We start from the raw sequence: 15060 nt of genomic DNA, 5'->3' as shown, positions 1-15060 counted from the left end.
AAACAGGGGAACCGGGCCGGCGAGATTGTGTCTTTCAGTGCGGTAACCGCCGGGCTTTTGGGTACAATTGTCGCGCGGTCCGGCCATGTCGCCAAGCCTCGTGCGGGAATTGTGCGTGACGGCACAGGGATGCGCCATGACGAGATGTTACGCGCCGTTATGCCACGTCGCCAAACACGGTGGCGGGGCGAAGGGGAGGGGGCTGGATGCGTCCGGGCCCCGGCAGGCTGGTGCTGGCCGACCAACACAGGAGACGCATGAAAGCGCCCACTTCACGGCACCCATACACAACACGCGGCTCGCTCAGTCGCTTCGTGACTTCTCTGGTCCGCGTGCTGACCGTCGTTCCCACCCTCGTTCCGGCGCTCGCCGTCGCACTGTTGCTGGCGCCGTCGGCGCAGGCGAAGTACGCCATTGCCCAATACGGCGAACCGAAGTATCCGCAAGGGTTCACACACTTCGACTACGTCAATCCCGATGCGCCGCGTGGCGGCACGCTGACGCTGGCGAACCCCGACCGCCGCACCAGCTTCGACAAGTTCAATCCATTCACGCTGCGCGGCACGTCGGCCCCGGGCGTGCTCGGCCTCATGTTCGAGACGCTCGGCATTGGCAGCGCCGACGAACCTGCCACCGTCTACGGCCTGCTCGCCGACGACATCGCGGTGGCCCCCGATGGCGCGTCAGTCACGTTCCACCTCAATCCGGCCGCACGCTTCAACAACGGCGACGCGGTGACGGCGCAAGACGTCAAGTATTCGTTCGATACGCTGATGAGCCCGCAGGCCTCGCCGGGCTTCAAGGTGATGTTCGCGGACGTGAAAAGTGTGAGCGTGCTCGACGCGCGTCGTGTGCGCTTCGACTTCCGTCGCGTGAGTCCCGACCTGCCGCTGCTCGTGGCAACGGTGCCGGTGTTTTCGCCCAAGTGGGGGGCCGGCGCGAACGGCAAGCGCAAGGCCTTCGACGCGCTGACGTTCGAGACGCCCATCGCCAGTGGTCCGTATCTCATCGAGTCGTATGACGGCGGAAGGCGCATCACCTTCCGGCGCAACCCGGAGTACTGGGGCAACGCGTTGCCCGTGCGACGCGGTACCTATAACTTCGAGCGCATCGTCTACAAGCTGTACTCCGATGACATCGTGCGGCTCGAAGGCTTCAAGGCGGGCGAGTTCGACGCCATTACCGAATACCGTGCGAGAAGCTGGGTGCGCAGCTATGTGGGGAAGCGCTTTCGCGATGGCGAACTGATCAAGCGCGAGTTCGCGCATCACAACACGGCGGGCATGCAGGGCTTCATCCTGAACCTGCGACGCGACAAATTTCGCGATGTGCGCGTGCGCCGGGCGCTGGATCTTGCGCTCGATTATCAGTGGCTTAACCGTCAACTGTTCTACAACCAGTATCAGCGCATCGACAGCTATTTCACCAACAGCGATCTCGCCGCGCGTGGCCTGCCGAGCGAAGCGGAGCGCAAGCTGCTCGAACCGCTGCGCAAATCGCTCGATCCGGCCGTGTTCGGGCCGATGGTCGTGCAGCCGACGACGACCCCGCCCGCCAGTCTGCGTGAGAACCTGCGCCAGGCGCGCGAGCTGCTGGCGCAGGCCGGCTGGACCTATCGCGACGGTGCATTGCGTAACGCGAAAGGCGAGCCGTTCGTCTTCGAGTTTCTCGACGATGGCGGTGCGATGGGGCCGGTTGCCTCGGCTTACGCCCGCAACCTCGCCAAGCTGGGTATTACGCTGAACTTTCGCACGAGCGACTTCGCGTTGTATCAGAAGCGTCTGGAGGCGTTCGACTTCGACATGATTTCGCTGCGCTATCCCGACTCGCAGATTCCCGGCACCGAATTGCTCGACCGCTTTGGCAGCCACTCGGCCGACGTGGAAGGCTCCGATAACGCCATCGGTCTGAAGGATCCGGCCGTCGATGCGCTCATGGCCGATCTCGTGCGTGCGCATACCTACGACGACCTCGTGGCCGCGGCGCGCGCGCTCGACCGCGTGCTGATGCATGGCTACTACATCGTGCCGCACTGGTTCTCGTCAACGCACCGCATGGCCTACAAGCAATATCTGCACTTCCCGGACAAGTTGCCGAAGTACTACACCGCCGAAGGCTGGCTCGTGTCGACGTGGTGGGATTCGCGTGTGGGGCAGACGCAGGCGGCGACGCCGGGGGCGTCGATGTCCGTTGCGCCGTCCCCGGCGTCTGCCGCGTCCCGATAGCACGTCACCGAGTCAGGAACCGACAGGAGCTGCCCCCAACCATGTGGTCCTACATTCTCAAACGCCTGCTGATCATGATCCCGACGCTGCTCGGTGTGATCACGCTGACCTTCGTGGTCATCCAATTTGTGCCCGGCGGTCCGGTCGAGCAGGTCATGCTCGAACTCAAGGGGCGCGGTGGCGGCGGGGAAGCGAGCGGTGGCGGCACCGCGAGCGACTATCGCGGACGGCGCGGCATCGACCCGCAACAACTGGCCCAGATCAAGGCGTTGTACGGGTTCGACAAGACGCCGGCGCAGCGTTACTGGCTCATGCTCAAGCGCTTCGCGAAATTCGATCTCGGCCAGAGTTACTTCCATCACCAGAGCGTGTGGTCGCTGATCGTCTCGAAGTTGCCCGTATCGATCTCCCTGGGCCTGTGGACGTTTTTCCTCACATACCTGATATCGGTGCCGTTGGGTATCGCCAAGGCGGTGCGCAACGGTTCCCGATTCGACACGCTCACGAGTCTGGTGGTGCTCGTCGGCTACGCGATCCCGGGCTTCGTGCTCGGGGTGTTGCTGCTGGTGCTCTTCGGCGGCGGCACGTTCTGGCAGTTGTTCCCGTTGCGCGAACTCGTCTCCGATAACTGGAGCGATTTATCGTGGCCGGCGAAGATCACCGACTACCTGTGGCACATCACGCTGCCGGTGACGGCGTCGGTCGTGGGGAGTTTCGCGGTCGTCACGATGCTCACGAAGAACGCGTTCCTCGACGAAATTCGCCGCCAGTACGTGCTCACCGCGCGCGCCAAGGGACTCTCCGAGCGCAAAGTGCTGTTCAAGCATATCTTCCGCAACGCGTTGATTCCGCTGATCACCGGTTTCCCGTCGGCCTTCATTGGCGCGTTCTTCGCGGGCAGCCTGCTGATCGAGACGCTGTTCTCGCTCGATGGGCTGGGGCGTCTCTCGTACGAATCGGTGCAGCGGCGCGACTATCCGGTCGTGCTCGGCTCGTTGTATCTGTTCACGCTCATTGGCCTGGTGACCAAGCTCATCTCCGACCTGTGCTACGTCCTGGTCGACCCGCGTATTCAATTCGATCGACTGGAGCACTGACGTGACCCGATCCGCCACGCCATCGCCACGCCCATCGTCGTTCGGCCCATCGCGTTCGCCGCGTTGGCGTGTCTGGCGGCGCTTTCGCAACCAGCGACTGGGGTATTGGAGTCTCGTCGTGTTCATCGTGTTGTTCGGCATCAGTCTCTTTGCCGAGGTGATCGCCAACGACAAGCCGTGGGTCGTTCGCTACGAAGGGCACTGGTATTTCCCGCTCGTGGAGACCTATCCCGAGTTGACCTTCGGCGGCGATTTTCCGACGCCGACCGATTACCTCGACCCGTTCATCGAGAAACGTATCCGCGCGGGCGATAACTTTGCGATCTATCCGCCGGTGCGCTACCACTACGACACCATCAACTATTTCTCGACCACGCCCAATCCTGCGCCGCCGTCGTCGGAGAACTGGCTGGGCACGGACGATCGCGGCAGAGACGTGTTCTCACGGTTGCTCTATGGGTTCCGGTTGTCGGTGATCTTCGCGCTGGCGCTGACGGTCTCCGGCACGCTGCTCGGGGTGCTGGCCGGCGCCGTACAGGGTTTCTACGGCGGGCGCATCGACCTGACGCTGCAGCGCCTGATCGAAATCTGGGGCTCGTTGCCGGAGTTGTACCTGCTCATCATTTTTGCGTCGATCTTCGAGCCTCATCTGTGGCTGCTTTTCGTGCTGCTCTCGCTGTTCGGCTGGATCGGCTTGTCCGACTACGTGCGCGCCGAGTTCCTGCGCAATCGTCAGCTCGATTACGTTCGCGCTGCGCGGGCGATGGGACTCTCGAACTGGCAGATCATCCGGCGTCACGTGCTGCCCAACAGCATGACGCCGGTCATCACGTTCCTGCCGTTCCGCATGAGCGGCGCGATTCTTGCGCTGACGAGTCTCGACTTCCTGGGCCTCGGCGTGCCGCCGCCGACGCCCAGCCTGGGCGAGTTGCTCAATCAAGGCAAGGCGAATCTCGATGCATGGTGGATTTCGCTGGCCACGTTCGTGGTGCTCGTGCTTACGCTGTTGCTGCTCACGTTCATGGGCGACGCCTTGCGCAATGCGCTCGACACGCGTGTCGCGGACAAGCAGGCCGCCGCCGGGGGGGCAATGTGAGCGCGCCGCTACTCAGTATCGAAAACCTGTCGGTGTACTTCGGCGACACCGAAGCCGTGAAGGACGTGAGTCTTGCCATTGGGCGGGGCGAGCGCGTCGCGCTGGTCGGCGAGTCGGGCTCCGGCAAGAGCGTGACGGCATTGGCCATCCTGCGCCTGCTGCAGGACGCGCAGGTACAGGGACGGATCATGCTCGACGGCGTCGACCTGGCCGGCATGAGCGAGCGCGAGATGCGAGGTATCCGCGGTAACGACGTCGCCATGATCTTTCAGGAGCCGATGACCGCGCTCAATCCGCTTTATTCGATCGGCGAGCAGATTGCCGAGGCGCTTGAGCTGCACGAAGGGCTGTTTGCCAAGGAGGCGAAGGCGCGCGCGGTGGAGCTGCTGCGCCGCACGGGCATTCCCGAGCCAGAGCGCCGTGTGTCGCACTTCCCGCACGAGCTGTCAGGCGGGCAACGCCAGCGTGCCATGATCGCCATGGCGCTCGCGTGCCGGCCCAAGTTGCTGCTGGCCGACGAGCCGACCACGGCGCTCGACGTCACCATTCGTGCCCAGATCGTTGAACTGTTGCTGGCGCTGCAACGCGAAGCCGCCGAGACGCGTGGCATGGCGGTGCTGCTCATCACGCACGATCTGAATCTGGTGCGGCGTTTCGCGCAACGCGTCGCGGTGATGGAGAAAGGCGTTCTCGTCGAATGTGCGGACACCGAGACGCTCTTCACCGATCCGCAACATCCGTACACGCGCAAGCTGCTCGATAGTCGTCCGCAGCGGGAGATTCATCCGGTGTTGCCCATTGCGCCGGTGTTGCTCGAGGCGCGCGGGATCGCGGTCGACTACCCGACCTCGCAGCCCGGCATGCGCGGCTGGTTTCAACGTGGACGATTCCGCGCGGTGCATCCGGTCGATCTGGCATTGCGCCAGGGCGAGACGTTAGGCGTGGTGGGCGAGTCGGGCTCCGGCAAATCGACGCTCGCGATGGCGTTGCTGGGACTTCAGCGCACGAGTGCCGGGCAGGTCGAATTCCAGGGCGAGCCGCTCGCCGCCTATCGTGGCAAGGCGCAGCGCACGCTGCGCTCTCGCATGCAGATCGTGTTCCAGGACCCGTTCGGCTCGTTGTCGCCGCGCATGACGATCGAAGAGATCGTGGGCGAGGGGCTCGCGCTGCATCGGCCGCAACAGACGGAAGACGAGCGACGAGCCCGTGTGGCGGACGTGTTGCGCGAGGTGGGAATCGATGCGCGTGCCATGTCGCGCTATCCGCACGAGTTCTCGGGCGGTCAACGTCAGCGCATTGCGATTGCGCGCGCGCTCGTGGTCGATCCGCAGGTGATCGTGCTTGACGAACCGACCAGCGCGCTCGACGTGTCCATTCAACAGCAAGTGCTCCATTTGCTCGCGCAGTTGCAGATCAAGTACAACCTGAGCTACCTCTTCATCAGTCACGATCTGGCCGTCATGCGTGCGATGGCACATCGTGTTCTGGTCTTCAAGGACGGGCGACTGGTCGAGCAGGGGGACACGGAGTCGGTATTTTTCGATCCGCAAAACGATTACACGAGAACGCTGATCGCGGCGGCCATGGGGTAGGGCCTCATGACGCCCCGGTGAAATATCATGCAACGTCGCGGAACATCGGCTAAATCGCAAGGGCTTGATTGCTAATGAAAATTTTCCGATTGCACTGATTGTTTTTTTCTATTACCTTTTGACATCATGTGACGTTCACATTACTATCGCGTACCAATTAAGTTGAATATTCAACGAGTTAACAGTCAGCCAAGACGACAGGTTCGGCGGTGGGTCAGCCGGGCGTAACTCGAAGGCGTTCGACACGGCAGCATCCTGTTGCACCTGACGAGCTACTCATCGGCCATCCGACACACTCAACCCGGCGACTAATGCAGACGATCCCTCCGCGCATCCGCAAGACACTCCTTCTCGCGTTCACTGCCGCTGGCCTCGTTACCGCCTCGTTGTCGGCGCAGGCCGACGACTACAACAACGGCCCGACCGCCGCCGCCCGAGCGGCCGCTGCCACCCTTCAGGCCGGCGGTAGTTTCAGCGCTGCCCAGAGCGCGGCGACCACTGCCGCGGCATCTGATGTGCCGCAAGCGCCTGTCGAAGAATCGCGTGTGCAACGTGCGCAGAAGCTGCTCTCGAACGTGACGGACAAGGCCTCGGACGTGGTGCTGGGTGCGTTGAACTACATCGGCGTGCGCTACAAGTACGGTGGCAATACGCCGGACAGCGGTCTGGATTGCAGCGGCTTCGTGCGTTACGTGTTCCAGGACACGCTCAACTTCATGCTGCCGCGCCGCGCGGAAGAAATGAGCCAGGTGGGCGAGCGTATCGCCAAGACCGATCTGAAGCCGGGCGATCTGGTGTTCTTCAATACGATGCGTAGAAGTTTCTCGCACGTCGGCATCTATATTGGCGGCGACAAGTTCGTGCATGCCCCGGCCACCGGCGGCAAGATTCGTGTGGAGGACCTGCGCGAGTCATACTGGTCGGCCCGCTACAACGGCGCCCGCCGTGTCGAAACGCTCAAGGCCAGCGCGGAACTGACGCGCGTCGAGCAGCTCTTCAAGAACGACCACCCGATGTAAGCGTTTGAGGTCCGCGGCGTTGGCGGATATCTAGACGAGACAACAAAACGAAATGCCGCCCAGTGGGCGGCATTTCGTATTTCAGGGGGGGGATTACGGCGCTCGCCAGAGCGCTTGGCGCGCCCGGTGCGGCTTCGCTCAGCGCGAGGCTTGCGGCATGCCGCGCGTGGCGTCCGTCTGCGCTTCGGCCAGCTTGCGCTGGATCTGCGGCCACATCGCGGCAACCGCTTCTTCGCCAGCCAGGATGGCGCGATTGCGGCCCTGGAAGTCCGAGGCCCCCATCTTTGCCAGCGACGGACGAATCACCACGTCCGCATTCTTCTCCAACTCGTACTGCTTGATCGACTGCCCCATGATCGTGAACGTCTGCATGAGGATGTCGAACTGGCCTTGCGTGGCCTGTGCGGTCGGGTTGGCCGAAATGTCGACGGCAATCACGAAGTCGGCCCCCATCTGGCGGGCGTATTCGGCGGGCACCGGCGCGACCAGACCGCCATCGACATAATCGCGCGTGCCGATATGCACGGGCTCGAACACGCCTGGCACGCTGCTCGATGCGCGTACGGCCTGTCCGGTATTGCCGCGGCGGAACAGGATCGGTGCGCCGCTCTGCAAGTCGGTGGCCACGATGCCCAACTGGCGCGGCATCTGCTCGATCGGGCGATCCTTGAGGATCTTGTTGACGTAGGACTGCAGGGCTTCGCCGCGCAGCATGCCGCGAGAGCGGAATGGCATCGTCCAGTCGCTGATGGATGCTTCATCCATCGTCGACGCCAGGCGGTTGAGCTGGAAGCCGTTCAGGCCGGAGGCGTACATCGCGCCGACGACGCTCCCCGCACTGGTGCCGACCACGATGTCCGCGTGTATGCCACGGGCCTCCAGCGCCTTGATGACGCCCACATGCGCGAACCCGCGCGCTGCGCCGCCGCCGAGCGCAAGCCCGATCTTCAGCGGCCGGACCACCTTCGGCGGCGCCGCCGGGGTGGCGGGTACCGTCGGTGTCTGCGCGGTCGACGACGTGCTGTCGGCAGAGGTCACGGGCGCATTGCCCCCCGGCGCGCTCGCGCACCCGGCCAACACGGCGGCCATGGCGAGTGCGCTCAAGGCCTTGCGGGGTGAGGCGGCGAGCGGGACGCGCGCGCTGGCGAGGAAGGGCAGGAAGGGACGCAAAAGAGGAAGCAAAAGCGAGTGCGAGTGGGGCCGCGCAAGGGCGGGGGCGCCGTGGGCTGTCGGTGTGACAGGGCGGCGTAGTTTTCGAATCGACGACAACAAAGGGAAACTCCGGCAGGGCAGGACAAACGCGCGTGGCGCCTTCGATCAGAGGGGGATGGCAGGCGACTGGCGCGCGTCGACGCGCAATTTTACGGCGGTTGGAGCCGCCCGGGCGCAATTCGGTTCACTTTTCGAAGACATCGTCGAGAGGCGCGCACCTGACCGGAACCTTTGACGGGGTGCTTCGTCTTATCAGCCGCAACCGACGGAGCGCGCCAAGTTCGGGTGCCTTCTGCTCCGCAGGCGCGGCGGCCTTGGCGATTCGCCGACCGCACCACCGCCCCTCCGCGCATCCCCCTGCACGGTTCCCATAATGAAGATGTGAATTAATGATAATGGGAATCATTTGCAATATTGGGCATCATTCATTATCCTGTTCCTCTCTACGAAACCACGACAGCGGGGGAATGGCCCATGAAGGCGAAGACGATCGGCAAACTGGCGCGACTGACGGTACTCGGCACGTTGATGGGCGCGACACTCGGCGCGCAGGCCGACACCGGTGGCGTGCTGAACCTGTATTCGGCGCGTCATTACCAGACCGACGAACAGCTTTTCGGTGAGTTCACACGACAGACCGGCATCAAGATCAATCGGATCGAAGCGGACGACGCGGCGCTACTGGAGCGGTTGAAGAGCGAGGGGGCGAAGAGTCCGGCGGACGTCATTCTGATGGTCGACGCGGCGCGTCTGGCGAAGGCCGACGAGGCAGGGCTGTTCCAGCCGACCCGGTCGACGACGCTCGATGCGCGCATTCCAGCCAAGCTGCATGCCGCGAGCACGACGGCCGGCACGGACTGGTACGGCTTTTCGACGCGGGCGCGTGTGATCGTCTACAACAAGGACAAGGTCGACCCGAAGACGGTGCAGACCTACACCTCGCTGGCCGACCCGTCGCACAAGGGGCAAGTCTGCACCCGGTCGGGCTCGCATCCGTACATGCTCTCGCTGGTGGGCGCGCTGATCGCGCGTGAAGGCGCGCCGGCGACGCAGAAATGGGCCGAAGGCATGGTGGCGAACTTTGCGCGTGCACCGCGCGGGGGAGATACCGACCAGATCAAGGCGGTGGCGACAGGGGAGTGCAGCGTGGCGCTCGCGAACTCTTACTATTACGTGCGCATGGCGCGTTCGGAGAAGCCTGAGGACAAAGCGCTGATGGCCAAGGTGGGGTTGATCTGGCCGGATCAGGCGGGCAAGGGCACCCACGTGAATGTGGCGGGGGCGGGCATTGCCAAGCATGCACCGAACCATGCCAACGCCGTGAAGTTCCTGGAATATCTCGCGAGCGACGACGCGCAGCGGTACTTCGCGAACGGCAACAACGAGTGGCCCGCCGTGCCGACGACTCGCGTCGACAACCCCGCACTCGCCGCGCTGGGCTCATTCAAGGCGGAAGACGTGCCCATCGGCACCATCGCGAAAAGCCTGCCGGAAGCGCAGCGTATTCTCGATCGAGCGGGCTATAAATAAACCGACGCCTGATCGCGGGGGCGCGATGCCCCCGCGATCATCGGCGTGGATGCTGTCAATCGACAAAGGGCACCGGGAAATCCCGGTGCCCTTTGTCGCTAACGGTCGCTGATGACCTGAGCGATGCCCGACAATCCGGTCGATTCAGTGGATCGACCCGCGGGATCCGTGGGCTCAGGCGATGCGCTTGGCAGTGCGCTCAGTCGATATCATCGCCCGGCTGATACATATGGTAGTCGCCCGTGGCATACACTCCCTTGTAGGGCATAGGCGACTCCTCGTCGTGATCGACCGGATGCGTCTCGGCGATACGCAGCGAGTCGCGCACTTGCGGCGGCTCGCATTCCGCGACCAGACGCAGGGCTTCGGCTTCATCTTCGGCCACCACGTCGTAGGTGGTGACGAACGCGGGCGGCGGGCCATCGGGATCCTCATCCTCCAGAGGCTCGTACCATTGCCCTTCCACGATCAGATGCATCACGTGGGCCACATCCGATTGCGCGTCGCGTGCGGCACGCAGGGCCCACAGGGCCGTGTCGCTCCACTTGTAGAGCTGCACGGCCTCCAGCGCCGACGCGAGCGCCTTATCGTTATCGCCTGACTGCTTGTACGCGAGTGATAGCTCGGCGAGCACGTCAGCCATGGCCACGTTGCTGCCTTCGTCGTCACGCGCGTGCTGGTGCAGCGATTCGTAGGTTGCAATGGCGGCCTTCGGCTCGCCTTGGGCGTTGAACAGGTGCATGCGCAGTGCAATGGCGTTTTCGATGAAGGCACGTCCGGCCTGTGCGAGGTGCGGGCTCTCAAGCACACGGTCGAGACGCGTTTGTGCCGACGTGAAATCGCCGTGGCGGGTGAGGGCGTTGGCGTGATTGAAGTCGACGATGACGACGTCTTCGTCCGGCGCGCAATTGCCCGCTGCCTCATATGCCTCGATGGCGGCCGGGAAGCGCCCCAGATCGGAGCGGTAGTTGCCGAGCAGTTGCCAGAGCAGCCAGACGCCCGGCGCATGCGCGACACCGGCTTCCAGAATGGTGACGGCCTGTTCCATGTCGTCCATATCGGCGTAGGCCATTGCCTGCACCTCATAGGCGCCCGAGTACTGCATCGACTCGAGCCGCTTGCCGATCTCCAACGCCGACTCGGGGTCACCGGCTTCGAGGTGGGCAAAGGCTTCCGCCATCAAATCGTCTTGCTCGGACATTGCAATCTCTCCTTCGGGAACCGCGTTGGGGAACGTATGTTGGCGGCCGGTGCGCGGTGCCGTTCCATCATATAACAGTCATCGTGACAGCCCGCGCAGCGGCGGGGTGGCGCAATGAAAAAGCCGCGACACGCGGGTCGCGGCTTTCTCTCATGACGCGCAGGGGGCGAAATCAGCCGCCGCGGCGCATCAGGTCGAAGAACTCGGCGTTGTTCTTCGTCTGCTTGATCTTGCCAAGCAGGAATTCCATGGCTTCAGCCTCATCCATGTCGTAGATGAGCTTGCGCAGCACCCAGATCTTTTGCAGGATTTCCGGCTTGATGAGCAACTCTTCGCGACGCGTGCCCGACTTGTTCAGGTTGATGGCCGGGTAGACGCGCTTTTCCGCGAGACGGCGCTCAAGGTGCACTTCCATGTTGCCCGTGCCCTTGAATTCTTCGTAGATCACGTCGTCCATGCGGCTGCCGGTCTCGATCAGCGCGGTGGCGATAATCGTGAGCGAGCCGCCTTCTTCGACGTTACGCGCGGCGCCGAAGAAACGCTTCGGGCGCTGCAGCGCGTTGGCATCCACACCGCCGGTGAGCACCTTGCCCGAGGCCGGGATCACGGTGTTGTAAGCGCGGGCCAGACGCGTGATCGAGTCGAGCAGAATGATCACGTCCTGTTTCATTTCGATCAGGCGCTTGGCCTTCTCGATCACCATTTCGGCGACCTGCACGTGACGCGTGGCCGGCTCGTCGAATGTCGAAGCGACCACTTCGCCTTTCACCGAACGCTGCATTTCCGTCACTTCTTCCGGGCGCTCGTCGATGAGCAGCACGAAAAGCTTGGCTTCCGGATGGTTGGTGGCAATCGCGTGAGCGATGTGCTGCAGCATCACGGTCTTGCCCGACTTCGGCGAGGCCACGAGCAGACCGCGCTGGCCCTTGCCGATCGGCGCAATCATGTCGATGATGCGGCCCGTCACGTTCTCTTCACCGCGAATGTCGCGCTCGAGCAGCAGCGGCTTGTTCGGGTGCAGCGGCGTGAGGTTCTCGAACATGATCTTATGTTTCGAGGCCTCGGGCGGATGGTCGTTGACCTTGTCGACCTTCACCAGCGCGAAGTAGCGCTCGCCGTCCTTCGGCGTACGCACTTCCCCTTCGATCGTGTCGCCGGTATGCAGGTTGAAGCGGCGGATCTGCGACGGGCTGATATAGATATCGTCCGTGCTGGCCAGATACGACGTCTCGGGCGAGCGCAGGAAACCGAAGCCATCCGGCAGCACCTCGAGCGTACCGTCGCCGTAGATGGTTTCGCCGGTCTTTGCGCGCTTCTTCAGAATGGCGAACATCAGCTCCTGCTTGCGAAGGCGGTTTGCGTTCTCGATATCGAGACCGTTCGCCATTTCAAGCAGTTCGGAGACGTGCTGGGACTTTAGTTCGGATAAATGCATACGGAGGTGCCGTCCGACGGACGACAAGTGAGGGATCAGGGAAAAGTGAGCGAACGCTCGAAGAACTTTGAGATGCTTGTTGCCGGATTATATAGCAAGCAGCGCCGCGCGCAAGCACCGCACCGCTTGTCCGGCGCCGGGCTGTCGCACTGCGGCGACAAAGGCCCCGGCACCTGCCGTCATTGGCGGGGGATTACAGATGCTGGTCGAGGAAGGCGGTCAGTTGACCCTTCGCAAGGGCGCCGACCTTCTGGCCAGCGACGGCGCCGTTCTTGAACAGGATCAGGGTGGGGATGCCGCGGATGCCGAACTTGGCCGGCGTGGCCTGATTGTCGTCCACGTTCATCTTGGCGATTTGCACCTTGTCGCCGTATTCCTTGGCCACGTCTTCCAGGATCGGGGCGATCATCTTGCACGGACCGCACCATTCCGCCCAGAAGTCGAGAAGCACCGGCTTGTCGGAATTCAAAACGTCCGCGTCGAAGCTGGCGTCGGAAATGTGCTTGATTTGTTCGCTCATGAGTATTGTTGCCTCGTCTGACTATTCGGAAACGTCCGGTGAAAACAGCGCGCTTTCACCGACGCCGGAGATGTCACCCGGCTTTCCCGGGCGTGCATTCTCCATATGGAGGCTGCAATCGCGTGCTTCAATAGCGTTCGCCAATGCAGTTTGTGCTCATCTTAGCGGAAATCGCAAACGCTTGCGCGTCGTGCCTGAGCGCGCCGCGAGGTTGCCGTTGGGAGCGCCTGCGCCCCACAATCTCGCGCGTCGGGCTTCTGTTGGCACGCCGACTCTGGTAGAATCTGTTCCTGACGGGCCTCCTCGCATGGTGGCGCGGCCAATCTGGTCAGGTCGGGAACGAAGCAGCCACAACCGTTTTCTGCCAGTGCCGAGGGTCAGGCTCGTCACCTATCTCCTTGTTTTATCGATGTTCTCCGCGCATTTCGCGCACATTCCGCCTCCGCTTTCACATGCCGCGTGTCGTTGCGATCGGTCGTTTCCATGGTGAATGGACATGGCGCCGCCGTGGTTCGTCGATGCCCGCTGACGGTCACCGTCCGCGTCCCGTCGGTGCTATTTCAACGCGTATCGCGTGCGCCGGGGCCGCTTGGTAGAATCGCGCAACATTTTTTTCTATCGCACCGATAGCCTGACGGATTTCCCGGGCTGACAACGCCCGATTGGGCGTTGACATCGGTGCGGACGCTCAACGCCGAACTGTTACAATTTGGCATGACCTATCAAGTACTCGCGCGCAAATGGCGCCCCAAAGGCTTCTCGACCCTGGTGGGCCAGGAGCATGTCGTGCGTGCGTTGACGCACGCGCTCGAGCAACAGCGTTTGCATCACGCCTACTTGTTTACCGGCACGCGTGGCGTGGGCAAGACGACGCTCTCGCGCATTCTGGCCAAGGCGCTCAATTGCGAGACGGGCATCACGGCCGAGCCGTGCGGCGTGTGCAAGGCCTGCCGGGCCATCGACGAAGGGCGTTTCGTCGACTACGTGGAAATGGACGCGGCATCGAATCGCGGCGTCGACGAAATGACGTCGCTGCTGGAAAAAGCCGTCTACGCGCCAGCGGATGCGCGCTTCAAGGTCTACATGATCGACGAAGTGCACATGCTGACGGGGCACGCGTTCAACGCGATGCTCAAGACGCTGGAAGAACCGCCCGCGCACGTCAAATTCATCCTGGCGACGACCGATCCGCAGAAGATTCCGGTCACTGTGCTCTCGCGCTGCCTGCAATTCAATCTCAAGCAGATGCCGGCCGGGCACATCGTGTCGCACCTCACGACCATCCTCGGCGAGGAAGGCATCGAGAACGAGACGCAGGCGTTGCGTCTGCTCGCCAAGGCGGCGGGCGGCAGCATGCGCGACGCCTTGTCGCTCACCGATCAGGCCATCGCCTATGCCGCGGGTCCGCTGACCGAGACGGCCGTACGCGGCATGCTCGGGGCCATCGATCAGAGCGTGCTCGTGCGTCTGCTCGACGCCCTTAACGACGAATCGCGCACCGACCTGCTGGCCGTTGCCGACGAAATGGCCGAGCGCAGTTTCTCGTTTGCGGCGGGATTGCAGGATCTCGGCAGCTTGCTGCACAAGATTGCTCTGGCGCAATACGCCCCCCAGGCCGTGTCGGACGAATGGCCGGAAGCGGCGGACGTGAGACGTCTGGCGCAGGCGTTGTCGCCTGAAGCCGTCCAACTGTATTACCAGATCGCCACGCGTGCGCGTGGCGATCTGGGACTTGCGCCGGACGAATACACCGGTTTTTCGATGGCGCTGCTGCGAATGGCGGCGTTCACGCCGTTGCTCGCGGGCGGCACGCTGGCGGAACCGCCAACGCCGCAGACGGCGGGTGTCGCGCGGGCTGTGACCCCAGCGTCCGCGCCATCGCGGACCCCGATGGCGGAAACGGGGCGTGCGTCCCCATCGTCTGCAGCATCGGCTTCGCCCGCGTCAGCCGCTTCCGTGGCATCGTCGGCGGTCTCGCCGCCTGCCGCGCCGGCCGCCCAACCCGAGGCGCGCCGTGCCCCGTCGGCGCGAAGCAGTGCGCCGGCCGATAGATCGGAAGAGCACACGTCTGAACTCCAGTCACCTTGATTGATCTCGTATGCCGTCTTCTGCTTGAAAAAAAAAAAAAAAAAA

General features: G+C 63.2%; 10 protein-coding genes, 1 other RNA gene and 1 pseudogene. 8 read left to right on the top strand and 4 right to left on the bottom strand.

Annotated features, from left to right (window positions below):
- Positions 1-257 precede the first annotated feature (257 nt).
- From PCE31106_RS08535 to PCE31106_RS08515, 5 genes are all read left to right on the top strand, one after another.
- Positions 258-2225 carry an extracellular solute-binding protein gene (locus PCE31106_RS08535; RefSeq protein ID WP_150563016.1) on the top strand — a complete coding sequence of 656 codons (1968 nt, stop codon included), beginning with the start codon at positions 258-260 and terminating at the stop codon, positions 2223-2225.
- 41 nt (positions 2226-2266) lie between these two features.
- Positions 2267-3322 carry a microcin C ABC transporter permease YejB gene (locus tag PCE31106_RS08530; protein WP_150563015.1) on the top strand — a complete coding sequence of 352 codons (1056 nt, stop codon included), beginning with the start codon at positions 2267-2269 and terminating at the stop codon, positions 3320-3322.
- A gap of 1 nt (position 3323) precedes the next feature.
- The gene (locus PCE31106_RS08525; RefSeq protein ID WP_150563014.1) at positions 3324-4418 is read left to right on the top strand and encodes an ABC transporter permease; all 1095 of its coding nucleotides are present in this window, start codon (positions 3324-3326) and stop codon (positions 4416-4418) included.
- Positions 4415-6010: an ABC transporter ATP-binding protein gene (locus PCE31106_RS08520; RefSeq protein WP_150563013.1), complete on the top strand. Its 1596-nt coding sequence runs from the start codon at positions 4415-4417 to the stop codon at positions 6008-6010. Before PCE31106_RS08525 ends, PCE31106_RS08520 begins: the two co-directional genes overlap by 4 nt.
- Before the next feature lie 311 nt (positions 6011-6321).
- Positions 6322-7029, top strand: a complete 708-nt coding sequence (locus tag PCE31106_RS08515) for a C40 family peptidase (RefSeq protein WP_150563012.1) — start codon at positions 6322-6324, stop codon at positions 7027-7029.
- A gap of 138 nt (positions 7030-7167) precedes the next feature.
- On the opposite strand, the gene PCE31106_RS08510 is transcribed toward PCE31106_RS08515, so the two are convergent.
- A complete protein-coding gene (locus PCE31106_RS08510; RefSeq protein ID WP_017234715.1) occupies positions 7168-8118 on the bottom strand; it encodes a patatin-like phospholipase family protein in 951 nt (316 codons plus the stop codon).
- Positions 8119-8715: 597 nt separating this feature from the next.
- Here PCE31106_RS08510 and PCE31106_RS08505 point away from each other — a divergent pair.
- Positions 8716-9771, top strand: a complete 1056-nt coding sequence (locus tag PCE31106_RS08505; RefSeq protein ID WP_150563011.1) for an extracellular solute-binding protein — start codon at positions 8716-8718, stop codon at positions 9769-9771.
- Between the two features lie 199 nt (positions 9772-9970).
- Here PCE31106_RS08505 and PCE31106_RS08500 read toward each other — a convergent pair whose 3' ends face one another.
- The 3 genes from PCE31106_RS08500 to trxA form a co-directional block, all read right to left on the bottom strand.
- Complete coding sequence (locus PCE31106_RS08500) at positions 9971-10972, bottom strand: tetratricopeptide repeat protein (protein ID WP_150563010.1); 1002 nt, start codon at positions 10970-10972, stop codon at positions 9971-9973.
- A 172-nt stretch (positions 10973-11144) separates the two neighbouring features.
- Entirely contained in the window at positions 11145-12407 is a 1263-nt protein-coding gene (rho, locus tag PCE31106_RS08495; protein ID WP_026132103.1) for a transcription termination factor Rho, read from the bottom strand.
- A 193-nt stretch (positions 12408-12600) separates the two neighbouring features.
- The gene (gene trxA / locus PCE31106_RS08490; protein WP_010807316.1) at positions 12601-12927 is read right to left on the bottom strand and encodes a thioredoxin TrxA; all 327 of its coding nucleotides are present in this window, start codon (positions 12925-12927) and stop codon (positions 12601-12603) included.
- Positions 12928-13219: 292 nt separating this feature from the next.
- Here trxA and ffs point away from each other — a divergent pair.
- Together ffs and dnaX are read left to right on the top strand one after the other, a co-directional pair.
- Positions 13220-13318: signal recognition particle sRNA small type (gene ffs / locus PCE31106_RS08485), an RNA gene on the top strand.
- Positions 13319-13641: 323 nt separating this feature from the next.
- Positions 13642-14967, top strand: a pseudogene (gene dnaX, locus PCE31106_RS24620) (DNA polymerase III subunit gamma/tau); the annotation flags it as partial.
- Positions 14968-15060 lie beyond the last annotated feature (93 nt).

The sequence above is a fragment of the Pandoraea cepalis genome (genome assembly GCF_902459665.1).
GTDB lineage: Bacteria > Pseudomonadota > Gammaproteobacteria > Burkholderiales > Burkholderiaceae > Pandoraea > Pandoraea cepalis.
Note: the sequence above shows the minus strand (reverse complement) of the source record. Positions and strands in the feature narration are given on the sequence as shown.

Bases quoted from the DNA above. Each gene is read 5' to 3' on its own strand.
- PCE31106_RS08535 (WP_150563016.1), top strand. From the start codon at position 258: ATGAAAGCGCCCACTTCACGGCACCCATACACAACACGCGGCTCGCTC.
- PCE31106_RS08530 (WP_150563015.1), top strand. From the start codon at position 2,267: ATGTGGTCCTACATTCTCAAACGCCTGCTGATCATGATCCCGACGCTG.
- PCE31106_RS08515 (WP_150563012.1), top strand. From the start codon at position 6,322: ATGCAGACGATCCCTCCGCGCATCCGCAAGACACTCCTTCTCGCGTTC.
- PCE31106_RS08510 (WP_017234715.1), bottom strand. From the start codon at position 8,118: ATGGCCGCCGTGTTGGCCGGGTGCGCGAGCGCGCCGGGGGGCAATGCG.
- PCE31106_RS08505 (WP_150563011.1), top strand. From the start codon at position 8,716: ATGAAGGCGAAGACGATCGGCAAACTGGCGCGACTGACGGTACTCGGC.
- PCE31106_RS08500 (WP_150563010.1), bottom strand. From the start codon at position 10,972: ATGTCCGAGCAAGACGATTTGATGGCGGAAGCCTTTGCCCACCTCGAA.
- rho (WP_026132103.1), bottom strand. From the start codon at position 12,407: ATGCATTTATCCGAACTAAAGTCCCAGCACGTCTCCGAACTGCTTGAA.
- trxA (WP_010807316.1), bottom strand. From the start codon at position 12,927: ATGAGCGAACAAATCAAGCACATTTCCGACGCCAGCTTCGACGCGGAC.